The sequence below is a fragment of the Rhizobium sp. PAMB 3174 genome, from assembly GCF_052908375.1.
The window spans coordinates 1,285,886-1,304,762 of the sequence record NZ_CM128608.1 but is presented as its reverse complement, the minus strand read 5'-3'; the positions used below and the strand labels follow the sequence as shown (position 1 = coordinate 1,304,762).

The following is an 18,877-nucleotide window of genomic DNA, read 5'->3' as shown; positions in this document are numbered from 1 at the left end:
CTCCCCTAGAATTCGATGCCCTGCTGCGCCTTGATGCCGGAGCGGAACGGATGCTTGATCAGCTCCATCTCGGTCACCAGGTCAGCAATCTCGATCAGTTCGTCCTTGGCATTGCGGCCGGTCAGCACGACATGCGTCATATGGGGCTTCTGGGTCGCCAGGAATTCGACGACCTCGCCGATATCGATGTAGTCGTAGCGGATGGCGATATTGATCTCGTCGAGCAGAACCATGGACTTCTCGCCGCCGGCAATCAGTTCCTTGGCCTTCGCCCAGGCGGCCTGCGCCATGGCGACGTCGCGGGCACGGTCCTGCGTTTCCCAGGTGAAGCCCTCGCCCATCGTGTGGAACTCGCAGAGATCGGAAAAGCGCTCGAGGATCAGGTCACGCTCGCCGGTCGACATGCCGCCCTTGATGAACTGCACGACGGCGGACGGCATGCCATGGGCGATGTGGCGGAAGATCATGCCGAAGGCGGCCGTCGACTTGCCCTTGCCCTTGCCGGTATGGACAACGATCAGCCCCTTCTCGTCGGTCTTGGTGGCCATGATCTTGTCCCGCGCGGCCTTCTTCTTGGCCATCTTCTCGGCGTGGCGGGCGTCCGGATCGACGACACCATCAGTCTCATTGCTCATTCCAAAATCTCCCGAAGTCCATATTGCGCCGAATTGCTCCTAGGATTCCACAATCCGCGCTCGATTGCTTCCAGAAAACGCTCCGCCAGCTCCTTGAGCGCCGGCGCGTTCTTGTCGGCCATGAAGTCGCGGACGGCCTCGTTCATGATGAAGGCCTGGTAGGCGGCTTCGAAGTGATGGTCCTTGACGGCCCCCGTCGTCGCCGCGAAGGCGAACATGTAGTCGACCGTCGCGGTGATCTCGAAGGCGCCCTTGTAGCCGTGGCGCATGACGCCGGCGATCCACTTCGGATTGACGACGCGGCCGCGTACCACCCGTCCGATTTCCTCTTCCAGCGACCGTATCACCGGCTTCTCTGGCCGGGAATGATCGTTGTGGTAGATCGCCGGGCGGTCGCCCTTCAGATGCTCGACGGCGGCCGTCATGCCGCCTTCGAACTGATAATAATCGTCGCTGTCGAGAAGATCGTGTTCGCGGTTGTCCTGATTCTGGACGACGGCCTGGACGCTGCGCAGCCGTTCTTCGAAAAGCCCGCGCTCGGCCTTGCCTTCCTCGCCGGCGCCATAGGCGTAGCCACCCCAGACGAGATAGCTTTCGGCGAGATCTTCCCGCCGGTCCCACCCCTTCTCGTCGATCAGCGCCTGCAGGCCGGCGCCGTAAGCCCCCGGTTTCGACCCGAAGACGCGGTATCCGGCCCGGCGCTCGGCATCCGCGTCGCCAAGCCCTTGGGCCATCAACGCAGCTCGTTCCTTGCGCATCCGCGTGGTGACGGGATTGTCCGCCTCATCCTCCTCCAGCGCGCCGACGGCGCGGACGGCACGGTCGAACAGCGCAATCTGCTCGGGAAAGGCATCGCGGAAGAAGCCGGAAATGCGCAGCGTCACGTCGACACGCGGCCGCCCGAGCTTCGCCATCGGAATGATCTCGTAGCCGGTCACCCGACGCGACGCCATATCCCAGGCCGGCTTGACGCCGATCAGCGCCAGCGCCTGGGCAATATCGTCGCCGCCGGTGCGCATGTTCGACGTGCCCCAGGCCGTCAGGCCGAAGGATGTCGGCCAGTCGCCGTGATCCTGAACGTAGCGGGTAATCAGCATTTCCGCAGACTTCCGGCCGAGTTCATAGGCAGCCGGCGTCGGCACGGCGCGGCTGTCGACGGAATAGAAATTCCTGCCCGTCGGCAGCACATCCGGACGCCCCCGCGTCGGCGCACCGGATGGGCCAGGCGCGACGAAGCAGCCTGAAAGACCAGTGAGCAGACCGGCAATCTCCGCCGCGCCCGACCGGACGATCGACGGCTTCAGCCGTGTTTCGATCTCATAAAGCACCGCCCGCGTCGCCGCCCAGTCATCGGGGCAGATGATGTCGCCGGAAACCAGCGCCGCGGCCAGAAGCTCGATCCGCTCGACGGTATCGCCGTTCGTGCGCCATGGATCATCGGAAAGGTCGGCGAGGATGTCCGGCTTTGCGCCGGTCCAGGGGGCCGCCATGTTGCAGTCGAGCGGGTCGAATATGGCGTTGCGCTCACCCCCCTCTGTCACTTCGTGACATCTCCCCCACAAGGGGGGAGATTGGGTCTCCGCCGCTGGCGCTCCTTCGATCTCCCCCCGTGTGGGGGAGATGCCCGGCAGGGCAGAGGGGGGTAAACTTGGCCCCACTTCGGACAATCCCGCATCCCCCGCGATCGCCCGCTGCAGGCTCGCATCGCCACCCTCGCCTATGCCACGTGGTACCCGTGCGAGCGCCACCGTCAGGTCTGTCAGCAGCCGTCCCTCCGGCGCCAGGCCGAAGATATGCAACCCGTCGCGGATCTGCATTTCCTTGAGGTCGCAGAGCCAGGCGTCGAGCTTTTCGAGCGCCGTATCGTCGCTGTCACCCTTTGCAATGCCGGCATCCTGGTCGAGGCCGATATCGGCGATGAGCTCGAGGATCTGCTTCTTCAGGAGCTTCAGCCGACGCGGATCGCCGCCCGCCGCCTCGTAATACTCGTCGACCAGCGCCTCGAGATCCTTCAGCGGCCCGTAGCTTTCCGCCCGCGTCAATGGCGGCGTCAGATGGTCGATGATGACGGCGGAGGTCCGTCGCTTGGCCTGCGTCCCCTCGCCCGGATCGTTGACGATGAACGGGTAGAGATGCGGCAGCGGACCGAACACCGCTTCCGGATAGCAGGTCTCGGAGAGCGCCAGCGCCTTGCCCGGCAGCCATTCGAGATTACCGTGCTTGCCCATGTGGACAATGGCGTCCGCGCCGAATTCCTCGCGCAGATGAGCGTAGAAGGCGATATAGCCATGCGGCGGCACGAGGTCCGGCGAATGGTAGGTATCCTTCGGATCGATATTGTAGCCGCGCGCCGGCTGGATGCCGACCATGACGCCGCCGAGCCGGCATAGCGGCAGCGCGAAGACGTCTCCGACCACGTAGGGATCGCGTTCCGGCGCCCCCCAGCGTGACAGGACTTCGTCCTGAATCCGATTGGGAAGACTTTCGAAGAAGACCTTGTATCGACTCAAGGAAAGCGTCTCGCGGATGTCCCGTCCGTCATTGCCGGCATTCGTCGGCCCGGCCATCAGGTGCGCCATGAGCGCATCGCCGTCGGCTGGCATGTCGGCCACTGGGTAACCGGCCGCCGCCATCGCGTTTAGAACCTCGACCGTCCCGGCCGGCGTGTCCAGCCCGACGCCGTTGCCCAGACGTCCGTCACGGTTCGGATAATTGGCGAGGATGATCGCCACATTGCGCTCGGCAACCGTCTTGCGTCTCAGCCGCGACCAGTTGGCCGCAAGCTTCGCCACGAAGGCAGCCCTGCCCGGTTCCGGCTCATGCGTGACGATATTGGCCTCGACATTTTCGTCGAATGATGCCGCCGACTTGAAGGAGACGGCGCGCGACAGCACCCGGCCGTCCACTTCCGGCAATGCGACGTTCATCGCCAGATCGCGGGCGGAAAGCCCCTGCGCCGAATTCTCCCAGGCATCTTTCGACGAGGCCGAGAAAATTGCCTGCAGCACGACCGCGCCGGAGGCTTCGAGGACCGTGCCCTTCGTCTCCGCGCCGGGTGCCGACACCGCAAAGCCTGTGGCGTTGATCACCACATCCGGTGCGACATCGGAAAAGACGGCTTCCACCGTTCCGGCCGAAACCGGATCCTTGAGGCTGGACACGAAGACCGGCAGTGCCCGAACGCCTTCGGCCGCCAGCGCCTCGACAAGCGCCTCCACCGGCTTTGTCTCGCCGCTCTGTACCAGCGCGCGGTAGAAGCAGATGGCGGCGGTTGGTACTGAGCTAATGCGCTCAGGGAGGTCGCCCCCCCCCTCTGTCACTTCGTGACATCTCCCCCACAAGGGGGGAGATTGGGGCTTCGGCGCCAGCGTTTCCTCGATCTCCCCCCTTGTGGGGGAGATGCCCGGCAGGGCAGAGGGGGGTGAAAGCTGCTTCCACTCCTCCACCGAAACCACGCCCCTGCCCGGCCACCAGAGCCCAGCCTTCAACAGCGGCTTGGCCGGCTCCGGCCTTTCCCCACCGTTGAGCAGCGCCGCACAATAGGCGAGAAATCCGCGTGCATTCTCCTCGCCGCCCTCGATCAGGTAGGACCAGAGCGCCGCGTGGTCGTCGGCACCAAGATTGGAATAGGGCAGCAAGCCGTCGTCAGGCTTGTCGTCCCCAGGCAGTACGGCGATCAGCGCACCATTGCTGCCTGCCGCGGCATGCAGCGCCTCGATCGCATATTGGAAATAGCTCGCCCCGCCGAGCGCCCTCACCACGATCAGCCTGGCATGCCGCGCCGTGCGCTCGACATAGGTGTCGACCGACATCGGGTGCTTGAGGCTCATGAGGCTGGCAAGCCTCAGGCTTGGCCCGCCGCTGCCGCGCCGATGCGCGCCGGCGATCGCGGCCAGTTCCGTGTCGGCGGCGGACAGGAAGAGGATATCGCCCGGCGACTGGCCGAGATCGATTGCCTCTTCGCTATCGGCAATCGAGCCTTTCTGGGCGAGCAGCAGGTGCATGTTTCAGTCCTTCAGGCTCCTGCCCCTCATCCGCCTGCCGGCACCTTCTCCCCGTTCGAACGGGGAGAAGGGCAAACTCGGCGCCGCCCAGGCCCCCTCTCCCCGTTTGCGGGGAGAGGGCTGGGGTGAGGGGCAAGTGTCAGGCGCGCTCAACGGCTTTGCCATTCTCTTATGCCGCGGCGGCGATGGCAGCACGCACGGCATCCTCGTCGATTTCGTGAAGACCGATCACCACGAGGCGCGAGCCCTTGGTCTCGCCCGGCTTCCACGGCCGGTCGAAATAATGCTCGATCCGGCTTCCGACGGCCTGGATGACGAGGCGCATGGCCTTGCCGGGCACTTCGACGAAGCCCTTCAGCCGCAGCACGTCATGCGCATCGATGACGTCTTTCAGCTTCTCGACGAAGGCGGCCGGATCGGCAAGCGCGCCCAGCTCGACGACGAAGCTTTCGAACTCGTCATGATCGTGATGATGATCGTGTTCCTCGCCGGAAGCATGCAGCGCCTCATGCTCCAGTTCATGGTGGGACTTGCGGTTGACGATGTCGTCCTCCGTGCCCGCGCCGATGCCGAGCAGCACGGCAGACGGCACCTCGCCGCCGCGCGCCTCCACCATTTTCGGCTTGCGCGAAATCGCGTTGGTCACCGTCTCGCGCACCATGGCGATACCGGCAGCGTCGAGCAGATCTGCCTTGTTGAGGATGATCAGGTCGGCGGCGGTCAGCTGGTCCTCGAACAGTTCTTCCAGCGGGCTCTCGTGATCCAGGTTGTCGTCCTGCACGCGCAGTGCGTCAACCTTGTCGTGATCGTCGGCGAAGCGGCCGGCGGCGACCGCGGCGCTGTCGACCACGGTCACGACGCCGTCGACCGTGACCTGCGTCTTGATGTCCGGCCAGTTGAAGGCGGCGACCAGCGGCTGCGGCAGCGCCAGGCCGGAGGTCTCGATGACGATGTGATCGGGGCGGTTCTTGCGCTCCAGAAGCTTCGTCATCGCCGGAATGAAATCGTCTGCGACGGTGCAGCAGATGCAACCATTGTTGAGCTCGACGATGTCGTCCTCGGTGCAGTTTTCCGCCCCGCAGCCCTTCAGCACCTCGCCATCGACGCCGAGATCGCCGAATTCGTTGATGATCAGCGCGATCTTTCGGCCATTGGCATTCATCAGCATGTTGCGGATCATCGTCGTCTTGCCGGCGCCGAGAAAGCCGGTGATCACCGTTGCCGGGATTTTTTCCTTCATCATGATCCTAACCCTTCATTTTCAGCGGCAATCCCGCCGCGATAAAATAGACTTCGGCCGCTGTCTCCGCGGCCATCTGGTGGAGCCTGCCGGCGTGATCGCGAAAGGCCCGCGCCATGGCGTTCTCCGGCACGATGCCGAGGCCGACCTCGTTCGACACCAGGATGATCCGGCTCCTCGCCTGCGGCAGGTAGTCGGCCAGCGCGCGCGAGGCGGCATCGATATCGGCCGCCGCCATCATCAGGTTCGAGACCCAGAGCGTCAGGCAATCGACGAGAATAACACGCCCCGGATCATCGACCGAGCGCAGGCTACCGATGAGATCGACCGGCTCCTCATGCGTCGTCCAGCCGTCACCGGCTCGCTCCTGCTTGTGGCGCGCGATGCGGTCACGCATCTCGTCGTCATAGGCTTGGCCCGTCGCCAGATAATGCCGGTCGAGGCCGGACTGTCGGGCAAGCCCCTCGGCGAACCGCGACTTGCCCGAACGGGCGCCGCCCAGCACCAGGACGGCGCCGGGCGGTGTCGTCGTCATGCGGCAGCTCCGGCGATCTTGCGGTTGGCAAGGCCCATCAGCAGGCCAAGCACCAGCCAGAAGACCAGCGTCGTCGCCAGTGCCGCGACAGCGAACTCGGCGGCGAGGATCGCCGGGACGTTGCTGTCGATGCTTTCGGGTTGCGGCGCGCCCCAGAGATGCGGCGCGGCGATCAGCACGAGGCCGAGAACCTTGGCCCAGGCCTCTTCACGCAGGGCCAGAAGCCAGATGCCGGCACCCGAAAGCACCACCGCGCTCAGCCACCAGATCTGGCGGGCGTCGAGATCGGCGGCAGGGAACCCCGGCAGTTCCGGCGGCAGGCCGAGGGACGGCAGCAGGTGAACGGCCAGCCAGGCGCAGGCGCCCCAGAAGATGCCGTTCGCAAGCGTGATGTCGCGGCCGGAGACAAGACTGATGCCGGCAAGCAGCAAGGCAAAACCGGCACCGGCCACAAGGTTGGCCATCAGAGTGCCGCCAAAACGGCTGACGCCGAAGAGCATGCCGCTCTCGTCGTGGCCATCGTCTTCCGCGCCATGCGCGAAAGCTGCAGACGGCAGGAAAAGCGATCCGGCGAGTTCGCCGAATGTCGAGTTCTCAGCCTTTGCGGAATGCTCGTGCTCGGACGCTCCGCCTTCATATTCCTCTGCGTGAAGAATAAGAGGCACGACTTTGACCTGCTGCGCGACGGTCATCACACCACCGGCAACAAGCCCGGCCACCAGAGCGGCCAGGAGATATTTGACAATCATGACAGGTGACCTTCGTCCTTAGTGGCAGGGAAAGCCATAGGAGTGGCGCACGTCATGGGCGGTATCGTGCAGAACCGCCGAATGCGCGAGACCGACGCCGAACACCAGGAACGCGCCGAGAAGCAGCGCGATGAAACCGGCCTTCTGGCGGTCGGAAACCGAGAGGGTAGAAGAAGATGCGATCGTAGCCATGACAACCTCCGTGCTGGCATACTGGAGGAGCCTCCTCCGAGGTTTGGGCGAATGCCCGGCACGATATGGCAGGTCTCCTGGCTCGCGGTTTCAGGCATTTCTGCCAGCAGGTCTCCCTCGCCTTCCCGGAGTTTGATGGCAGATCGCGAAAGGCGGACGATTCGTAGACAATAGAGGCGTCCAACCCCGGTTCACGCGACTGCCACTCCAGTGGCTTTTTCCGCCGAAGATCTTTCCTGCCCGTCTGCCGATAGCGCAGACAGCCGGCAGTGCGGCCCTTCGGTGGAACGGAAGACCCTCGCCACTCTACAGTCGCGGGGTCGGCTGCGATTGGAACGCCCTGCTTGGGTCCGTCCCGTCACATTCCCTTTTGATCCCGATTGGCGATTGCCGTTCGGGAACCATCCGTAATTGCAGATGATTATGGATTCCCTTGCCGCCTGTCAATTGCGTGGAAGCGACAGAGACTGTTCTCTGACCGCGGATTGAAGGAAAGCCTCAAATCCCGCTTGCCCGACCGCCAATCCGGTGCAACCTTCCCTGTGGGAAGACCCCAAGACCGCAAAGGACCGCGCATGACGGAAAACAGCTATGAGACCGGACGGTTGAACCTGCCCTTCGTCGGCATTTCCACCTTCGGCAAGCGTCCCTACGAGCCGGACTGGTCGAAGATTGCCGCCGATGTCGCCGTCATGGGCGCCCCCTTCGACTTCGGCACGCAATGGCGGGCCGGCGCGCGGTTCGGACCGCGGGCGATCCGCGAGGCTTCGACGCTGTTTTCCTTTGGTCATGCCGGCGCATACGATCACGACGACGGCGTCACCTATCTCGACGACGTGACGATCGTCGACATCGGTGACGCGGACATCATCCATACCAATACCGAGATGAGCCACGCCAACATCGAGAAGGGCGTGCGCGCCATCCTCGCCGCCGGCGCGCTGCCCATGGTGCTGGGTGGCGATCATTCGATCAACATCCCCTGCATCAATGCCTTTTCCGATCAGGGGCCGATCCATCTCGTGCAGATCGACGCCCATCTCGACTTCGTCGACGAGCGGCATGGCGTGCGCAACGGTCACGGCAACCCGATGCGCCGCGCGGCTGAAAAGGACTATGTCACCGGCCTCTCCCAGATCGGCATCCGCAACGTGTCCTCGACCGCGAAGGAAGGATACGAGACGGCGATCTCGATGGGCTCGGACATCATCACCGTGCGCGGCGCGCGCAGGCTCGGAACCGAGGCCCTGCTTGAGCGCATTCCGGCGGGCGTGAACTATTATCTGACGATCGACATCGACGGTTTCGACCCGTCGATCGCGCCCGGCACCGGCACGCCAAGTCACGGCGGCTTCCTCTACTACGAGGTGCTCGACATCATCGCCGGCCTCGCCGAGCGCGGCAACGTCGTCGGCATCGACCTCGTCGAGGTCGCACCCGACTACGACCACACCGGCACCACGGCGATCCTGGCGGCGCAGGTGTTGTTGAACACCATCGGCCGGATCTTTCATTTCCGGAAGTTGAGGGCTGGTGAGTGACGTTGCGCCCAATAGCGATCCCCTCACCTGAAAAATCTAGCACTTAGCTAATGCTAAGACGCTGATTTTTCTTCCTCTCCCGCAAGGGTAGAGGTTGGGCACAGCGTATGCGGAACGCCCCCATCTCCCCCTTGGCGGGGGAGAATGGAACTTCAACATCTTAGCGCCAGCTAAGTGTTAGAAATTCCAAGAGTGGGGGTTCGCGATGTCACTCGCCCGCGTCACCCAACCCGCATCACCCCATCGAGCCAGTCCTTGTCCAGGACCGCCTCCAGCTCCGCCGCCACCTCGTCGAGCGCCGCGTCGACGCTGGCGGCATAGTTCGTGCGTTCGCCCGAAAGCCCGAAGCTCGACAGCAGGCCGGCGCGGTAGGCGTCGCTGGAAAAGAGGCCATGCAGATAGGTCCCCATCACCTTGCCGTCCGCCGACATGGCCCCGTCCGGCCGGCCGTCGATTGTCACCGGCACCCGGGCGCAGTCCGGTCCCTTCGTTTCCCCGAGGTGGATTTCGTAACCTGCGAGTGGCGCATCATACTCCGTCGACCAGGCCGACGAATTGCGCACGGTCTTCTCCGGCGCCATCACCGTTTCGACGTCGAGAAGACCGAGGCCCGGCGCCGCGCGCACGTCTCCCTCGATCCCGTCCGGATCGAAAACCATTGTCCCCAGCATCTGGTAGCCGCCGCAAATGCCGATCACCCGTCCGCCACGTCGATGGTGGCGGACGATGTCTGCGTCCCAGCCTTGCGCGCGAAAATCCGCAAGGTCACCGATCGTGGACTTCGAACCGGGAATCACGACCAGGCCCGCGTCGTCGGGAATGCGTTCGCCCGACCTGACGAAGACCAACTCGACATCGTCTTCCGCGGCCAGCGGGTCCAGATCGTCGAAATTGGCGATGCGCGACAGGACCGGCACGGCCACTTTCAACGCGCCCGTCCCATGCCGCGCCAGCCGCTCCAGCACGACGGAATCTTCCGCCGGCAGGCGCGCCGCCGACTTCAGCCACGGCACCACGCCGAAGCACGGCCAGCCTGTAAATTCCCCGATCGCGGTAATGCCGTCACCGAAGAGTGATACGTCGCCGCGAAACTTGTTGATTATGTAGCCAGCGATCATCGCCCGGTCTTCTTCCGGCAAGATGGCATGCGAGCCGACCAGCGAGGCGATCACCCCGCCCCGGTCGATATCGCCGACCAGCACCACCGGCACATTCGCCCGCGTCGCAAAACCCATATTGGCGATGTCGCCGGCCCTGAGGTTGATTTCCGCAGGCGAACCAGCCCCCTCGACGATGACGAGGTCGGCGCCCTCGCCGGTAATCCGGAAGCTCTCCAGAACCGCGTCGAGAAGCTGCGGCTTCAGCCGCTGGTAATCGCGCCCTTTCGCCTGGCCGAACACCCGGCCCTGCAGGATGATCTGGCTGCCGACATCCGATTGCGGCTTCAGCAGCACCGGGTTCATGTGGACGGACGACGGCACCCTCGCCGCCATCGCCTGCAGCCATTGCGCCCGACCGATTTCGCCGCCGTCGTCGGAAACGGCGGCATTGTTCGACATGTTCTGCGGCTTGAACGGGCGGACCTTCAGGCCCCGGTTGGCGGCAATCCGGCAGAGGCCCGCGACAAGGACCGTCTTGCCGACGTCCGATCCCGTTCCCTGCAGCATGATCGCTTTCGCCATGGTCGCTTCATCCCTCCGTCAAAGGCAGAAAGGGATAAAGCGATCGCGGGCAATTGCAATTGCCCAATGCGTAAAAGATGAAGGGAGGAGCGACATGGCCGGGCCAGAAAAGCCAAGGCCGCGCAATCCCCAAAGGGGACGCGCGGCTCTTCGGCAACAGTGACGGCACGTACTTCAAAACTAAAGCCGTTCAATCTCCGGTACGCAATACCCGATCCGGAGACTTGGAGCGGTTTGAGCCGCTGAAATGGAGTTATATCGGCAGTTCGTTACCGGAGCGTTAGCGGCGAATTGCCAAAAACCCCATATGACAATTTAAAGGTCCCATTCGCACCAGAATTGATACAAGTATATGTTTTTAAATGAATTTTATTTTTCAGCAGCAAACCGACATGCGACGGACCCGGCCCGTGGTCAGTCAAGGCAGGCCATCGCGGTTGATTTATCGCCCACATGACCTACCCTACGTATTGAGCAGGTCGAAAATGCGCCTAGGGAACGGGCGCGCGACCATTTTCCGGCGTCCTTTTCGCCATCTTTCACCGTCTTCGCCGACCGATCGGACGCGGGCACGTGAACGTAAGAATTTGCCCCAAGGGTCGGGAGGCATGCAGTGGCCCCCATGACCGATAAAGACGAACTGCAGGAGGTTGGAGGCCCCCAATGACGATGAAGACAATCATCACCGCCGCCGCATTTGCCGGCGCGGCATGCGCCCTGTCAGGAACGGCGAAGGCTGCCGAATGCGGCGATGTCTCGATTGCCGAAATGAACTGGGCGTCGGCGGGCGTCGCCGCCAATATCGACAAGATCATCCTCGACAAGGGCTATGGCTGCAACGTCACGCTGGTCACCGGCGACACCATCCCGACATTCACCTCGATGAACGAAAAGGCCGAACCGGACGTCGCGCCGGAAATGTGGGTGAACTCCGTCCGCATTCCGCTCGCCGAAGCCGCCAAGGAAGGCAGGCTGATCCAGCTGTCGCAGATCCTGTCGGACGGCGGTGTCGAAGGCTGGTGGGTGCCGAAATACTTTGCCGATGCCCATCCGGACATCAAGACTGTCAAGGACGCGCTGAACCACCCGGAACTCTTCCCGGCTCCCGAAGACCCGTCGCGCGGCGCCGTCTTCAATTGTCCGTCGGGCTGGGGTTGCCAGATCAACAATGTAAACCTCTTCAAGGCCTTCAAGGGCGAGGAACACGGCTTCGACCTGGTCGATACCGGCTCGGCGGCCGGCCTTGACGGCTCGATCGCCAATGCGTTCGAAAACCAGAAGCCCTGGTTCGGCTACTACTGGGCGCCGACCGCCATCCTCGGCAAGTACGACATGGTTCGCCTGAGCTTCGACGTCGACTTCGACAAGCAGGCCTGGGACAATTGCATCACCGTCGTCGATTGCGCCGATCCGCAGCCCAACACCTATCCCGTCTCCGACGTCTATACGCTCGTCACCAAGGCCTTCGCTGAAAAGGCCGGCGTCGCCATGGAGTACATGAAGAAGCGCAAGTGGGCCAACGAGACGGTCAACAAGGTGCTCGCCTGGCAGGCCGACAAGCAGGCCTCCAACGAGGATGCTGCTTACCACTTCCTGGAAACCTATCCGGATGTGTGGAAGGCCTGGGTGGAGCCCGAAGTCGCCGAAAAGGTGAAGGCGGCCCTGTGAGGCCCTGACGAACGACAGTCACCATATCCTGCGGGCCGGAGACCCTTCTCCGGCCCGTTGGCAATGAAGAAGACAAGAGGGCACGACATTGGCACTGCAATGCACCTTGTTGCCGGACCTGTTCTGCAATTTCCCCGAAATCGACGGCAGCACCATGCGCACGGTCAAGCGCACCATCGACACCGGCTTCAAGGCGCTGGTGCGCCAGTATGGTGACGCGATCGACAACGCCGTGCAGCCGCTGCAATGGTTTCTAAACTGGTTCCAGAAGCTGCTCGTCGACACGCCCTGGATCGTCATCATCGCGGTCGTGCTGGCAATCGTCTTCATCGCCTCGCGCAGCTGGAAGATCACGCTCGGCACAGCACTCTCCATGCTGGCGATCGGCGCAGTCGGGCTCTGGGAAGACACGATGATCACGCTCGCCATGGTCACCGTCTGCACCCTGCTCTCGATCGTCATCGGAATTCCGATCGGCATACTGATGGCTCGCTCCGATCGCTTCCAGGCGATCGCGACCCCCGTTCTCGACGTCATGCAGACCATGCCGAGCTTCGTCTACCTGATCCCGGTGGTGATGATCTTCGGCATCGGCAAGGTGCCGGGCCTGATCGCAGTCGTCATCTACGCCATTCCGCCGATCATTCGGCTTACCAATCTCGGCATCCGCCTCGTCGACAGGGAAGTGCTGGAAGCGGCAAACGCCTTCGGCTCGTCGGCCCGCCAGAAGCTCTTCAACGTCCAGATCCCGCTCGCACTTCCGACCATCATGGCCGGCATCAACCAGACCATCATGATGTCGCTCGCAATGGTCGTCATCGCCTCGATGATCGGCGTCGGCGGCCTTGGCCGCAACGTGTTGCAGGCGATCACCAACCAGTATTTCACAGTCGGCTTCATGAACGGCTTCGCCCTCGTCGCCATCGCCATCATCTTCGACCGCGCCAGCCAGGCCTATGGCAAGCGCCTGCAGAAGCATTCGGAGGTGGTCCATGGCTAGTCAGGACATCGAGATCCGCAACCTCTTCAAGATCTTCGGCCCCCATGGCGGCCGGTATATCGACGACGTCAAGCGCGGCATGAGCAAGGCCGACCTCAACGAAAAGCACGACCATGTGCTCGGGCTCAAGGACATCAACATCACCATGCCGGCGGGCAAGATCACCGTCGTCATGGGCCTCTCCGGTTCCGGCAAGTCGACGCTGATCCGCCACATCAACCGGCTGATCGAGCCGACGGCCGGCGAGGTCTTCTACGAAGGCCGCGACATCTGCGTCATGAACGAACGCGAACTGCGCGATTTCCGCCGCCACAAGACGGCGATGGTGTTCCAGAAATTTGCCCTGCTGCCGCATCGCACGGTCATCGAAAACACGGTCTACGGGCTTGAGATACAGGGGGTTCCCGCCGCCGAACGGCGCCGCAAGGGCCGCCACTGGATCGACCGCGTCGGCCTCGGCGGCTATGAGAACCACTACCCCAACCAGCTTTCGGGCGGCATGCAGCAGCGGGTGGGGCTTGCCCGGGCGCTCGCCAACGATGCCGACATCCTCTTGATGGACGAGGCCTTCTCGGCGCTCGACCCGCTGATCCGCGTCGACATGCAGGGCGTGCTTCTGGAATTGCAGGCCGAGCTCAACAAGACGGTCGTCTTCATCACCCACGACCTCGACGAGGCCCTGCGGCTCGGCGACAAGGTGGCGGTTCTCCGAGACGGCGAGATCGTCCAGCAGGGCAGCGGCCAGGAGATCGTGCTCTCGCCCGCCGACGACTACATCGCCTCCTTCGTCAAGGAGGTGAACCGCGGGCGCGTCATTCAGCTGAAGACCATCATGTCGCCGCCGGCGGATGAGCCGCTAGGCATCCCGCTCGACAGCCGCACCGTGCTCGAGGACGCCGCCCGCCGGATGACCGAGGCAGGCGTCTTCTCCACCCATGTGCGCGACGAAAGCGGCAATACCATCGGGATGACCGATCTCTCCGCCATCATCAGCGCCATGGTGACGCCGGTCGAGCTCGAAAGGCGGCAGACGCAGGCCGCCCGGTAGAAGGCCGGGCCACCCGTCATCGGTTCGTCAGTAGAGCAGACGCGTGCGGATGGTGCCGGGGATCTCGCGTAGCGCATCGAGGATCTCGTCCGCCTGGCTACCGACATCATCGGCCTCGATGACCACATAGCCGGTATCGCCGTGGGTCTGCAGGAACTCGCCCGAGATGTTGACGCCGCGCGACGAGAAGATGGTGTTGAGGCTGTTGAGGATGCCAGGCCGGTTCTGGTGAACGTGGATGAAACGCGTTCCGTTCGGATGCGGCGCCAGCTGCACCTGCGGGAAATTGACCGCACCAAGCGTCGAGCCGACGTCGGAATATTCGACCAGCTTGCGCGACACCTCGCCGCCGATGCGCTCCTGCGCCTCTTCCGTCGAGCCACCGATATGCGGCGTGAGGATGACATTCTCCAGCCCCTGCAGCGGCGTTTCGAAGCGCTCCTTGTTGGACGCCGGTTCCTTCGGGAAGACGTCGACGGCGGCGCCGGCCAGATGTCCGTCCTTCAGCGCCCTTGCCAGCGCGTCGAGATCGACCACCGTGCCGCGTGAATTGTTGATGAAGATGCCGCCCTTCTTCATCCGTCGCAGTTCGGCCTCGCCGATCATGTTCTGCGTCGAGGGCGTTTCCGGCACGTGCATCGTCACGAAGTCGGAGATTTCCATAAGCTCGCCGAGCGAAGCCATCGATTCCGTGTTGCCGTGGCGCAGCTTGTCGGAAAGGTCGAAGTAGCGCACGTTCATGCCCATGCTTTCGGCAAGCACGCTGAGCTGCGACCCGATGTTGCCGTAGCCGACGATGCCGAGCGTCTTGCCCCGCACCTCGTGGCTGCCGACCGCGGACTTGTCCCAGCCGCCGTCATGGGCGGAAACCGAGCGCGAGAAGATGCGCCTGGCAAGCATGATGATCTCGCCGATCACCAGTTCGGCAACCGACCGGGTGTTTGAATAAGGCGCATTGAACACCGGAATGCCGCGGCGGCGGGCCGCTTCCAGATCCACCTGGTTCGTCCCGACCGAGAAACAGCCGACCGCGATCAGCTTCCGGGCGGCGCTGAAGACGTCTTCGGTCAGCTGGGTGCGCGATCGGATACCGATCATGTGGGCTTCGGAAATCAGCTCCTTGAGCTCGCTGTCGTCGAGCGCCTTCGGCAGATGCGTCAGATTGGTGTAGCCGGAGGAGCGGAAGTAATCGACGGCGCTCTGGCTGATGCCTTCGAGCAGCAGGACGGAAATGCGATCGCGCGGAAGTGAGAGAGGCCGGGTCATCAGGGTGCTTTCAGTTTTTCAATGGGGCGACGCTGGGGTCGCATGGGGCCGAAAGGGTTTTGCCGCGTGTTTAGCGGCCCTGCCCCCACTCCTGCAAGGGCAAACTCGGCCCAAACGCCGGCATGGGAGCCTATGCCGCAACCGTTATACCTGTTCATTGTTGCAATCATATAAAGGAATCTTTATATCCTGTTGCAAACGATAGTCGAGGAACGATCATGACCGTACACAATCCGCTTCAGGACCTTCTGGCCGAAAAGGGCATTCTGCTCGCCGACGGCGCGACCGGCACCAGCCTGTTCGCCATGGGTCTGGAATCGGGTGAAGCGCCCGAACTCTGGAACGAGGCGCAGCCGGAAAAGATCACCAAGCTGCACCAGGATTTCGTCGACGCCGGCGCTGACATCATCCTGACCAACTCCTTCGGCGGCACGCGACAGCGTCTTAAGCTTCACCACGCCCAGGATCGCGTTCATGAACTGAACAAGAAGGCCGCCGAAATCGCCCGCACTGTGGCCGACAAGGCGCCGCGCAAGGTGATCGTTGCCGGCTCCGTCGGCCCGACCGGCGAACTCCTGCAGCCGCTCGGCGCGCTGACCTTCGACGAGGCCGTCACGTCGTTTGCCGAACAGATGGCGGGCTTGAAGGAAGGCGGCGTCGACATTCTCTGGATCGAGACCATGTCCTCGCCCGACGAAATCCGTGCCGCGGCTGAAGCGGCGGTCAAGACCGGGATGCCCTATGTCTACACCGGCTCCTTCGATACCGCCGGCAAGACGATGATGGGCCTTGCGCCGCGCGACATCCACGGCGTTGCCGCCGACATCGGCGAAGGCCCGACTGCGGTCGGCGCCAATTGCGGCGTCGGCGCATCCGACATTCTCGCAAGCCTTCTCGACATGACGGACGCCGATCCGAACGCGGTCGTCGTCGTCAAGGGCAATTGCGGCATTCCGGAATTCCGCGGCACCGAGATCCACTATTCCGGCACCCCGCCGCTGATGGCCGAATATGCCCATCTGGCCGTAGATGCCGGCGCCAAGATCATCGGCGGCTGCTGCGGCACGACCTGCAACCATCTGGCCGCCATGCGCCAGGCGCTTGACGCCCATACCCCCGGTCCGCGCCCGACGCTGGAAACCATCGTCGAGAAGATCGGCCCGCTGCGCAACAAGACGGCAGACGACAGCGCGCCGGCCCGCGAGCGCAAGCGCCGCCGGGGCTGAGCCCGACAGAAAGCCATCGGCTCAGTCTGAGGACTTGCAGTCGGTGGCCTTCGCCCGAAAAATCCGGAACACGCCGGCCACCTGCTTGTGGAAATAGAGCGCGCAACCGTCCGGCGCGACGCTCGGCGCTTCCACGTAACCCTCGATCGCCGAAATCCGCTCCGGCTCGCCGAAGCGCTCCGACTTGGATGCGCGCGTGGCGACATAGATCGCGAATTCCTGCCCGATCCCCGTTTCGCGCGCCTTGCGATCGGCGCGGGTGAAATAGAGCGTCAGCTCATCCTTGGACGTGCTCGGCGCATATTCCAGCCGGCCGGTGTTGACGTTCTTGAAGATATCCTCGACCCGTTTGGGCCGCTTGAAACTGCCGTCCGACTGGCGGTAGGCGAGCAGGATTTCGGAGCTTTCAAGCTTGCGGTCGATCAGGCTCAGATGGTTCTCGACAAAATAGAGGGTTTCGCCGTCGGCACTGATCTCGTCGTCGATATTGATCCACTGCGGCCGTCGCTTCTGGGCGTTGCCCTCTACATGGGTAACGTCGGTCACCGCCTCGTCAGCGAACTTTCCCTGCCAGAGCGTGTCCTCGGAGCGCTGATAGTCGCGGGGCGAGATGAAGTAGATGTTGCCGTCCTTGTCCATCGACGCGGAATCATCGACGGCATCGGAATTGATGCCCTTCAACGCGCTGACAAAAGTGAAATGCGTGTCGTCCACTTTCGTTGCAAGATAGATATCCGTCCCGTCGCCCGGCCGGTTGCGGTCGTTGAAGAACAGGTACTTGCCGTCGCGCGAGATGAACGGCTGCATCGCCTGCCCGCTATAACCGGAAATTACCACCGGCTCGGGCTCCTCGAAGTCTGAGGGTCCGGCGAGAGCACCGGTGGGAAAGAGCATTGCGCAATGGCAGATCGAGGCCAGGAGACCTGCCGCTCTCAAGGGATGGCTTCGCCGCTGCAATCGTCTATCCCCCCATCGCCGCCCGGAAAAAGGAAACATAGCCATCCTTCAGGCCGGGTTTGACACGATCGGCCATCAGAAACGCGATCTGCAGCTTTTCCATATGATCCCCGGAGGCCGCCGCCATGTCCACGAGGTAGCGGAATTCGGCATCGTAGTTCTCCGGTTTCTGCCGCACCGTGCGCACGAATCCTTCCATGAACGGAGTGACGCCCCTCTGCGCGGCATCGAGCGCCCGGCTACGCCCAAGCGGTGAGCCCGCGCGCGCGACCATGATGAAGGTATCCAGATAACGCAGCAGCACCATGTACCGGTTACTGTCTTCCGAGAGACCGGCGCTGGTGTAGAGCTTCCTGTCGGATTCGGCGATCAGCTCCGGCGTGCTCCATTGGTGGAAATTGTACCGGAACAGGATGGACCCGTCATAGGCCATCTTTCCGCAGGAAAACATGGCCTCGACCTGCGACCAGTCGCAATAGGCGCCCCGCGTTGGGTGAGCGGCATTGAAAAGGTCCAACAGGGAGAGATACGGCTCGCGCCGGAAGATGCTGTAGAAGGCGGAATTATCGCCGCCGGCGACACCCAGATATTCGTGTATGCGACCGGCCGGGTCGGAGTTGGCGATCGCAAACTCCTTGCGCCGGATCGTACCCTTGTCGGGTATGAACACCTCCGTCATGGGCCGGACGCCCACATGATCGGCAGGAAGTGTGGAAAGATCAATCGACGGTCTGCCGGGAAGATGATGCAGGAAATCATCATCTCCCATCAGCATCACAAACGGCGTCTTCGCCTGCCCGATGGCAAAGGTGAAATTGGCGACGGCGTCCGGCGCGACGGATTCCACCCGGATGACGAGGGGCGCCAGCGTCGCGAGATAGGCAGCCTTTTCCGGATCTCCGGAATTGTCGGCGACGATCGCCACCGCGCCCCACGCCTTGCAGAAGGCGAAGGCGCTGTCGATCGACGGACGGCTGCCCTCAAGGTTCCTCTTGCTCGGCATGCAAATGGTCAGCAGCGACATCCCCGGCCCTTCGATCTCTTGTCCAGCATGGCGTCGACTCATTGACAGCCTGATCGCCGAAGCCTTCCCCGTGCCGCTGGTCCTGTCAACTCGGAAGGGACAAAAGCCCT

At 63.1% G+C, this 18,877-nt stretch carries 15 protein-coding genes and 1 riboswitch; of the genes, 5 read left to right on the top strand and 10 right to left on the bottom strand.

Features of this window, described 5'->3' with window-relative positions:
- Positions 1–5 precede the first annotated feature (5 nt).
- The 6 genes from cobO to ACU5AY_RS06180 form a co-directional block, all read right to left on the bottom strand.
- Positions 6–635 (bottom strand): cob(I)yrinic acid a,c-diamide adenosyltransferase, encoded by a 630-nt coding sequence (cobO, locus tag ACU5AY_RS06205; RefSeq protein ID WP_446828410.1) that lies wholly within the window; start codon positions 633–635, stop codon positions 6–8.
- On the bottom strand, positions 632–4,639 hold the full coding sequence (gene cobN / locus ACU5AY_RS06200) for a cobaltochelatase subunit CobN (RefSeq protein WP_446828409.1): 4,008 nt from the start codon (positions 4,637–4,639) through the stop codon (positions 632–634). Before cobN ends, cobO begins: the two co-directional genes overlap by 4 nt.
- Positions 4,640–4,808: 169 nt before the next feature.
- On the bottom strand, positions 4,809–5,882 hold the full coding sequence (cobW, locus tag ACU5AY_RS06195; RefSeq protein ID WP_446828408.1) for a cobalamin biosynthesis protein CobW: 1,074 nt from the start codon (positions 5,880–5,882) through the stop codon (positions 4,809–4,811).
- A gap of 4 nt (positions 5,883–5,886) precedes the next feature.
- Positions 5,887–6,414 (bottom strand): bifunctional adenosylcobinamide kinase/adenosylcobinamide-phosphate guanylyltransferase, encoded by a 528-nt coding sequence (cobU, locus tag ACU5AY_RS06190; protein ID WP_446828407.1) that lies wholly within the window; start codon positions 6,412–6,414, stop codon positions 5,887–5,889.
- On the bottom strand, positions 6,411–7,163 hold the full coding sequence (locus ACU5AY_RS06185) for a CbtA family protein (RefSeq protein WP_446828406.1): 753 nt from the start codon (positions 7,161–7,163) through the stop codon (positions 6,411–6,413). The genes cobU and ACU5AY_RS06185 overlap by 4 nt, the downstream gene beginning before the upstream one ends.
- An 18-nt stretch (positions 7,164–7,181) precedes the next feature.
- Entirely contained in the window at positions 7,182–7,355 is a 174-nt protein-coding gene (locus tag ACU5AY_RS06180; protein ID WP_446823852.1) for a CbtB domain-containing protein, read from the bottom strand.
- A 50-nt stretch (positions 7,356–7,405) separates the two neighbouring features.
- A riboswitch (cobalamin riboswitch) is annotated at positions 7,406–7,776 on the bottom strand.
- A 154-nt stretch (positions 7,777–7,930) separates the two neighbouring features.
- On the opposite strand from ACU5AY_RS06180, the gene speB reads away from it, so the two are divergent.
- Positions 7,931–8,896: an agmatinase gene (speB, locus tag ACU5AY_RS06175; RefSeq protein ID WP_446828405.1), complete on the top strand. Its 966-nt coding sequence runs from the start codon at positions 7,931–7,933 to the stop codon at positions 8,894–8,896.
- Between the two features lie 221 nt (positions 8,897–9,117).
- Here the strand turns inward: speB and ACU5AY_RS06170 are convergent, their stop codons facing one another.
- Positions 9,118–10,578: a cobyric acid synthase gene (locus ACU5AY_RS06170; protein WP_446828404.1), complete on the bottom strand. Its 1,461-nt coding sequence runs from the start codon at positions 10,576–10,578 to the stop codon at positions 9,118–9,120.
- Between the two features lie 669 nt (positions 10,579–11,247).
- On the opposite strand from ACU5AY_RS06170, the gene ACU5AY_RS06165 reads away from it, so the two are divergent.
- From ACU5AY_RS06165 to ACU5AY_RS06155, 3 genes are all read left to right on the top strand, one after another.
- Positions 11,248–12,246, top strand: a complete 999-nt coding sequence (locus ACU5AY_RS06165; protein ID WP_446828957.1) for an ABC transporter substrate-binding protein — start codon at positions 11,248–11,250, stop codon at positions 12,244–12,246.
- Positions 12,247–12,334: 88 nt separating this feature from the next.
- Positions 12,335–13,246, top strand: coding sequence for an ABC transporter permease (locus ACU5AY_RS06160; protein ID WP_446828403.1), 912 nt, complete (start codon positions 12,335–12,337; stop codon positions 13,244–13,246).
- A complete protein-coding gene (locus tag ACU5AY_RS06155) occupies positions 13,239–14,294 on the top strand; it encodes a quaternary amine ABC transporter ATP-binding protein (RefSeq protein ID WP_446828402.1) in 1,056 nt (351 codons plus the stop codon). The genes ACU5AY_RS06160 and ACU5AY_RS06155 overlap by 8 nt, the downstream gene beginning before the upstream one ends.
- Positions 14,295–14,321: 27 nt before the next feature.
- On the opposite strand, the gene serA is transcribed toward ACU5AY_RS06155, so the two are convergent.
- Positions 14,322–15,560, bottom strand: coding sequence for a phosphoglycerate dehydrogenase (serA, locus tag ACU5AY_RS06150; protein WP_446828401.1), 1,239 nt, complete (start codon positions 15,558–15,560; stop codon positions 14,322–14,324).
- Between the two features lie 218 nt (positions 15,561–15,778).
- Between serA and bmt the strand changes: the two genes are divergently transcribed.
- Complete coding sequence (gene bmt / locus ACU5AY_RS06145) at positions 15,779–16,786, top strand: betaine--homocysteine S-methyltransferase (protein ID WP_446828400.1); 1,008 nt, start codon at positions 15,779–15,781, stop codon at positions 16,784–16,786.
- 21 nt (positions 16,787–16,807) lie between these two features.
- Here the strand turns inward: bmt and ACU5AY_RS06140 are convergent, their stop codons facing one another.
- The gene (locus tag ACU5AY_RS06140) at positions 16,808–17,722 is read right to left on the bottom strand and encodes a hypothetical protein (protein ID WP_446828399.1); all 915 of its coding nucleotides are present in this window, start codon (positions 17,720–17,722) and stop codon (positions 16,808–16,810) included.
- Between the two features lie 25 nt (positions 17,723–17,747).
- Complete coding sequence (locus ACU5AY_RS06135; RefSeq protein WP_446828398.1) at positions 17,748–18,767, bottom strand: hypothetical protein; 1,020 nt, start codon at positions 18,765–18,767, stop codon at positions 17,748–17,750.
- Positions 18,768–18,877: the final 110 nt, after the last annotated feature.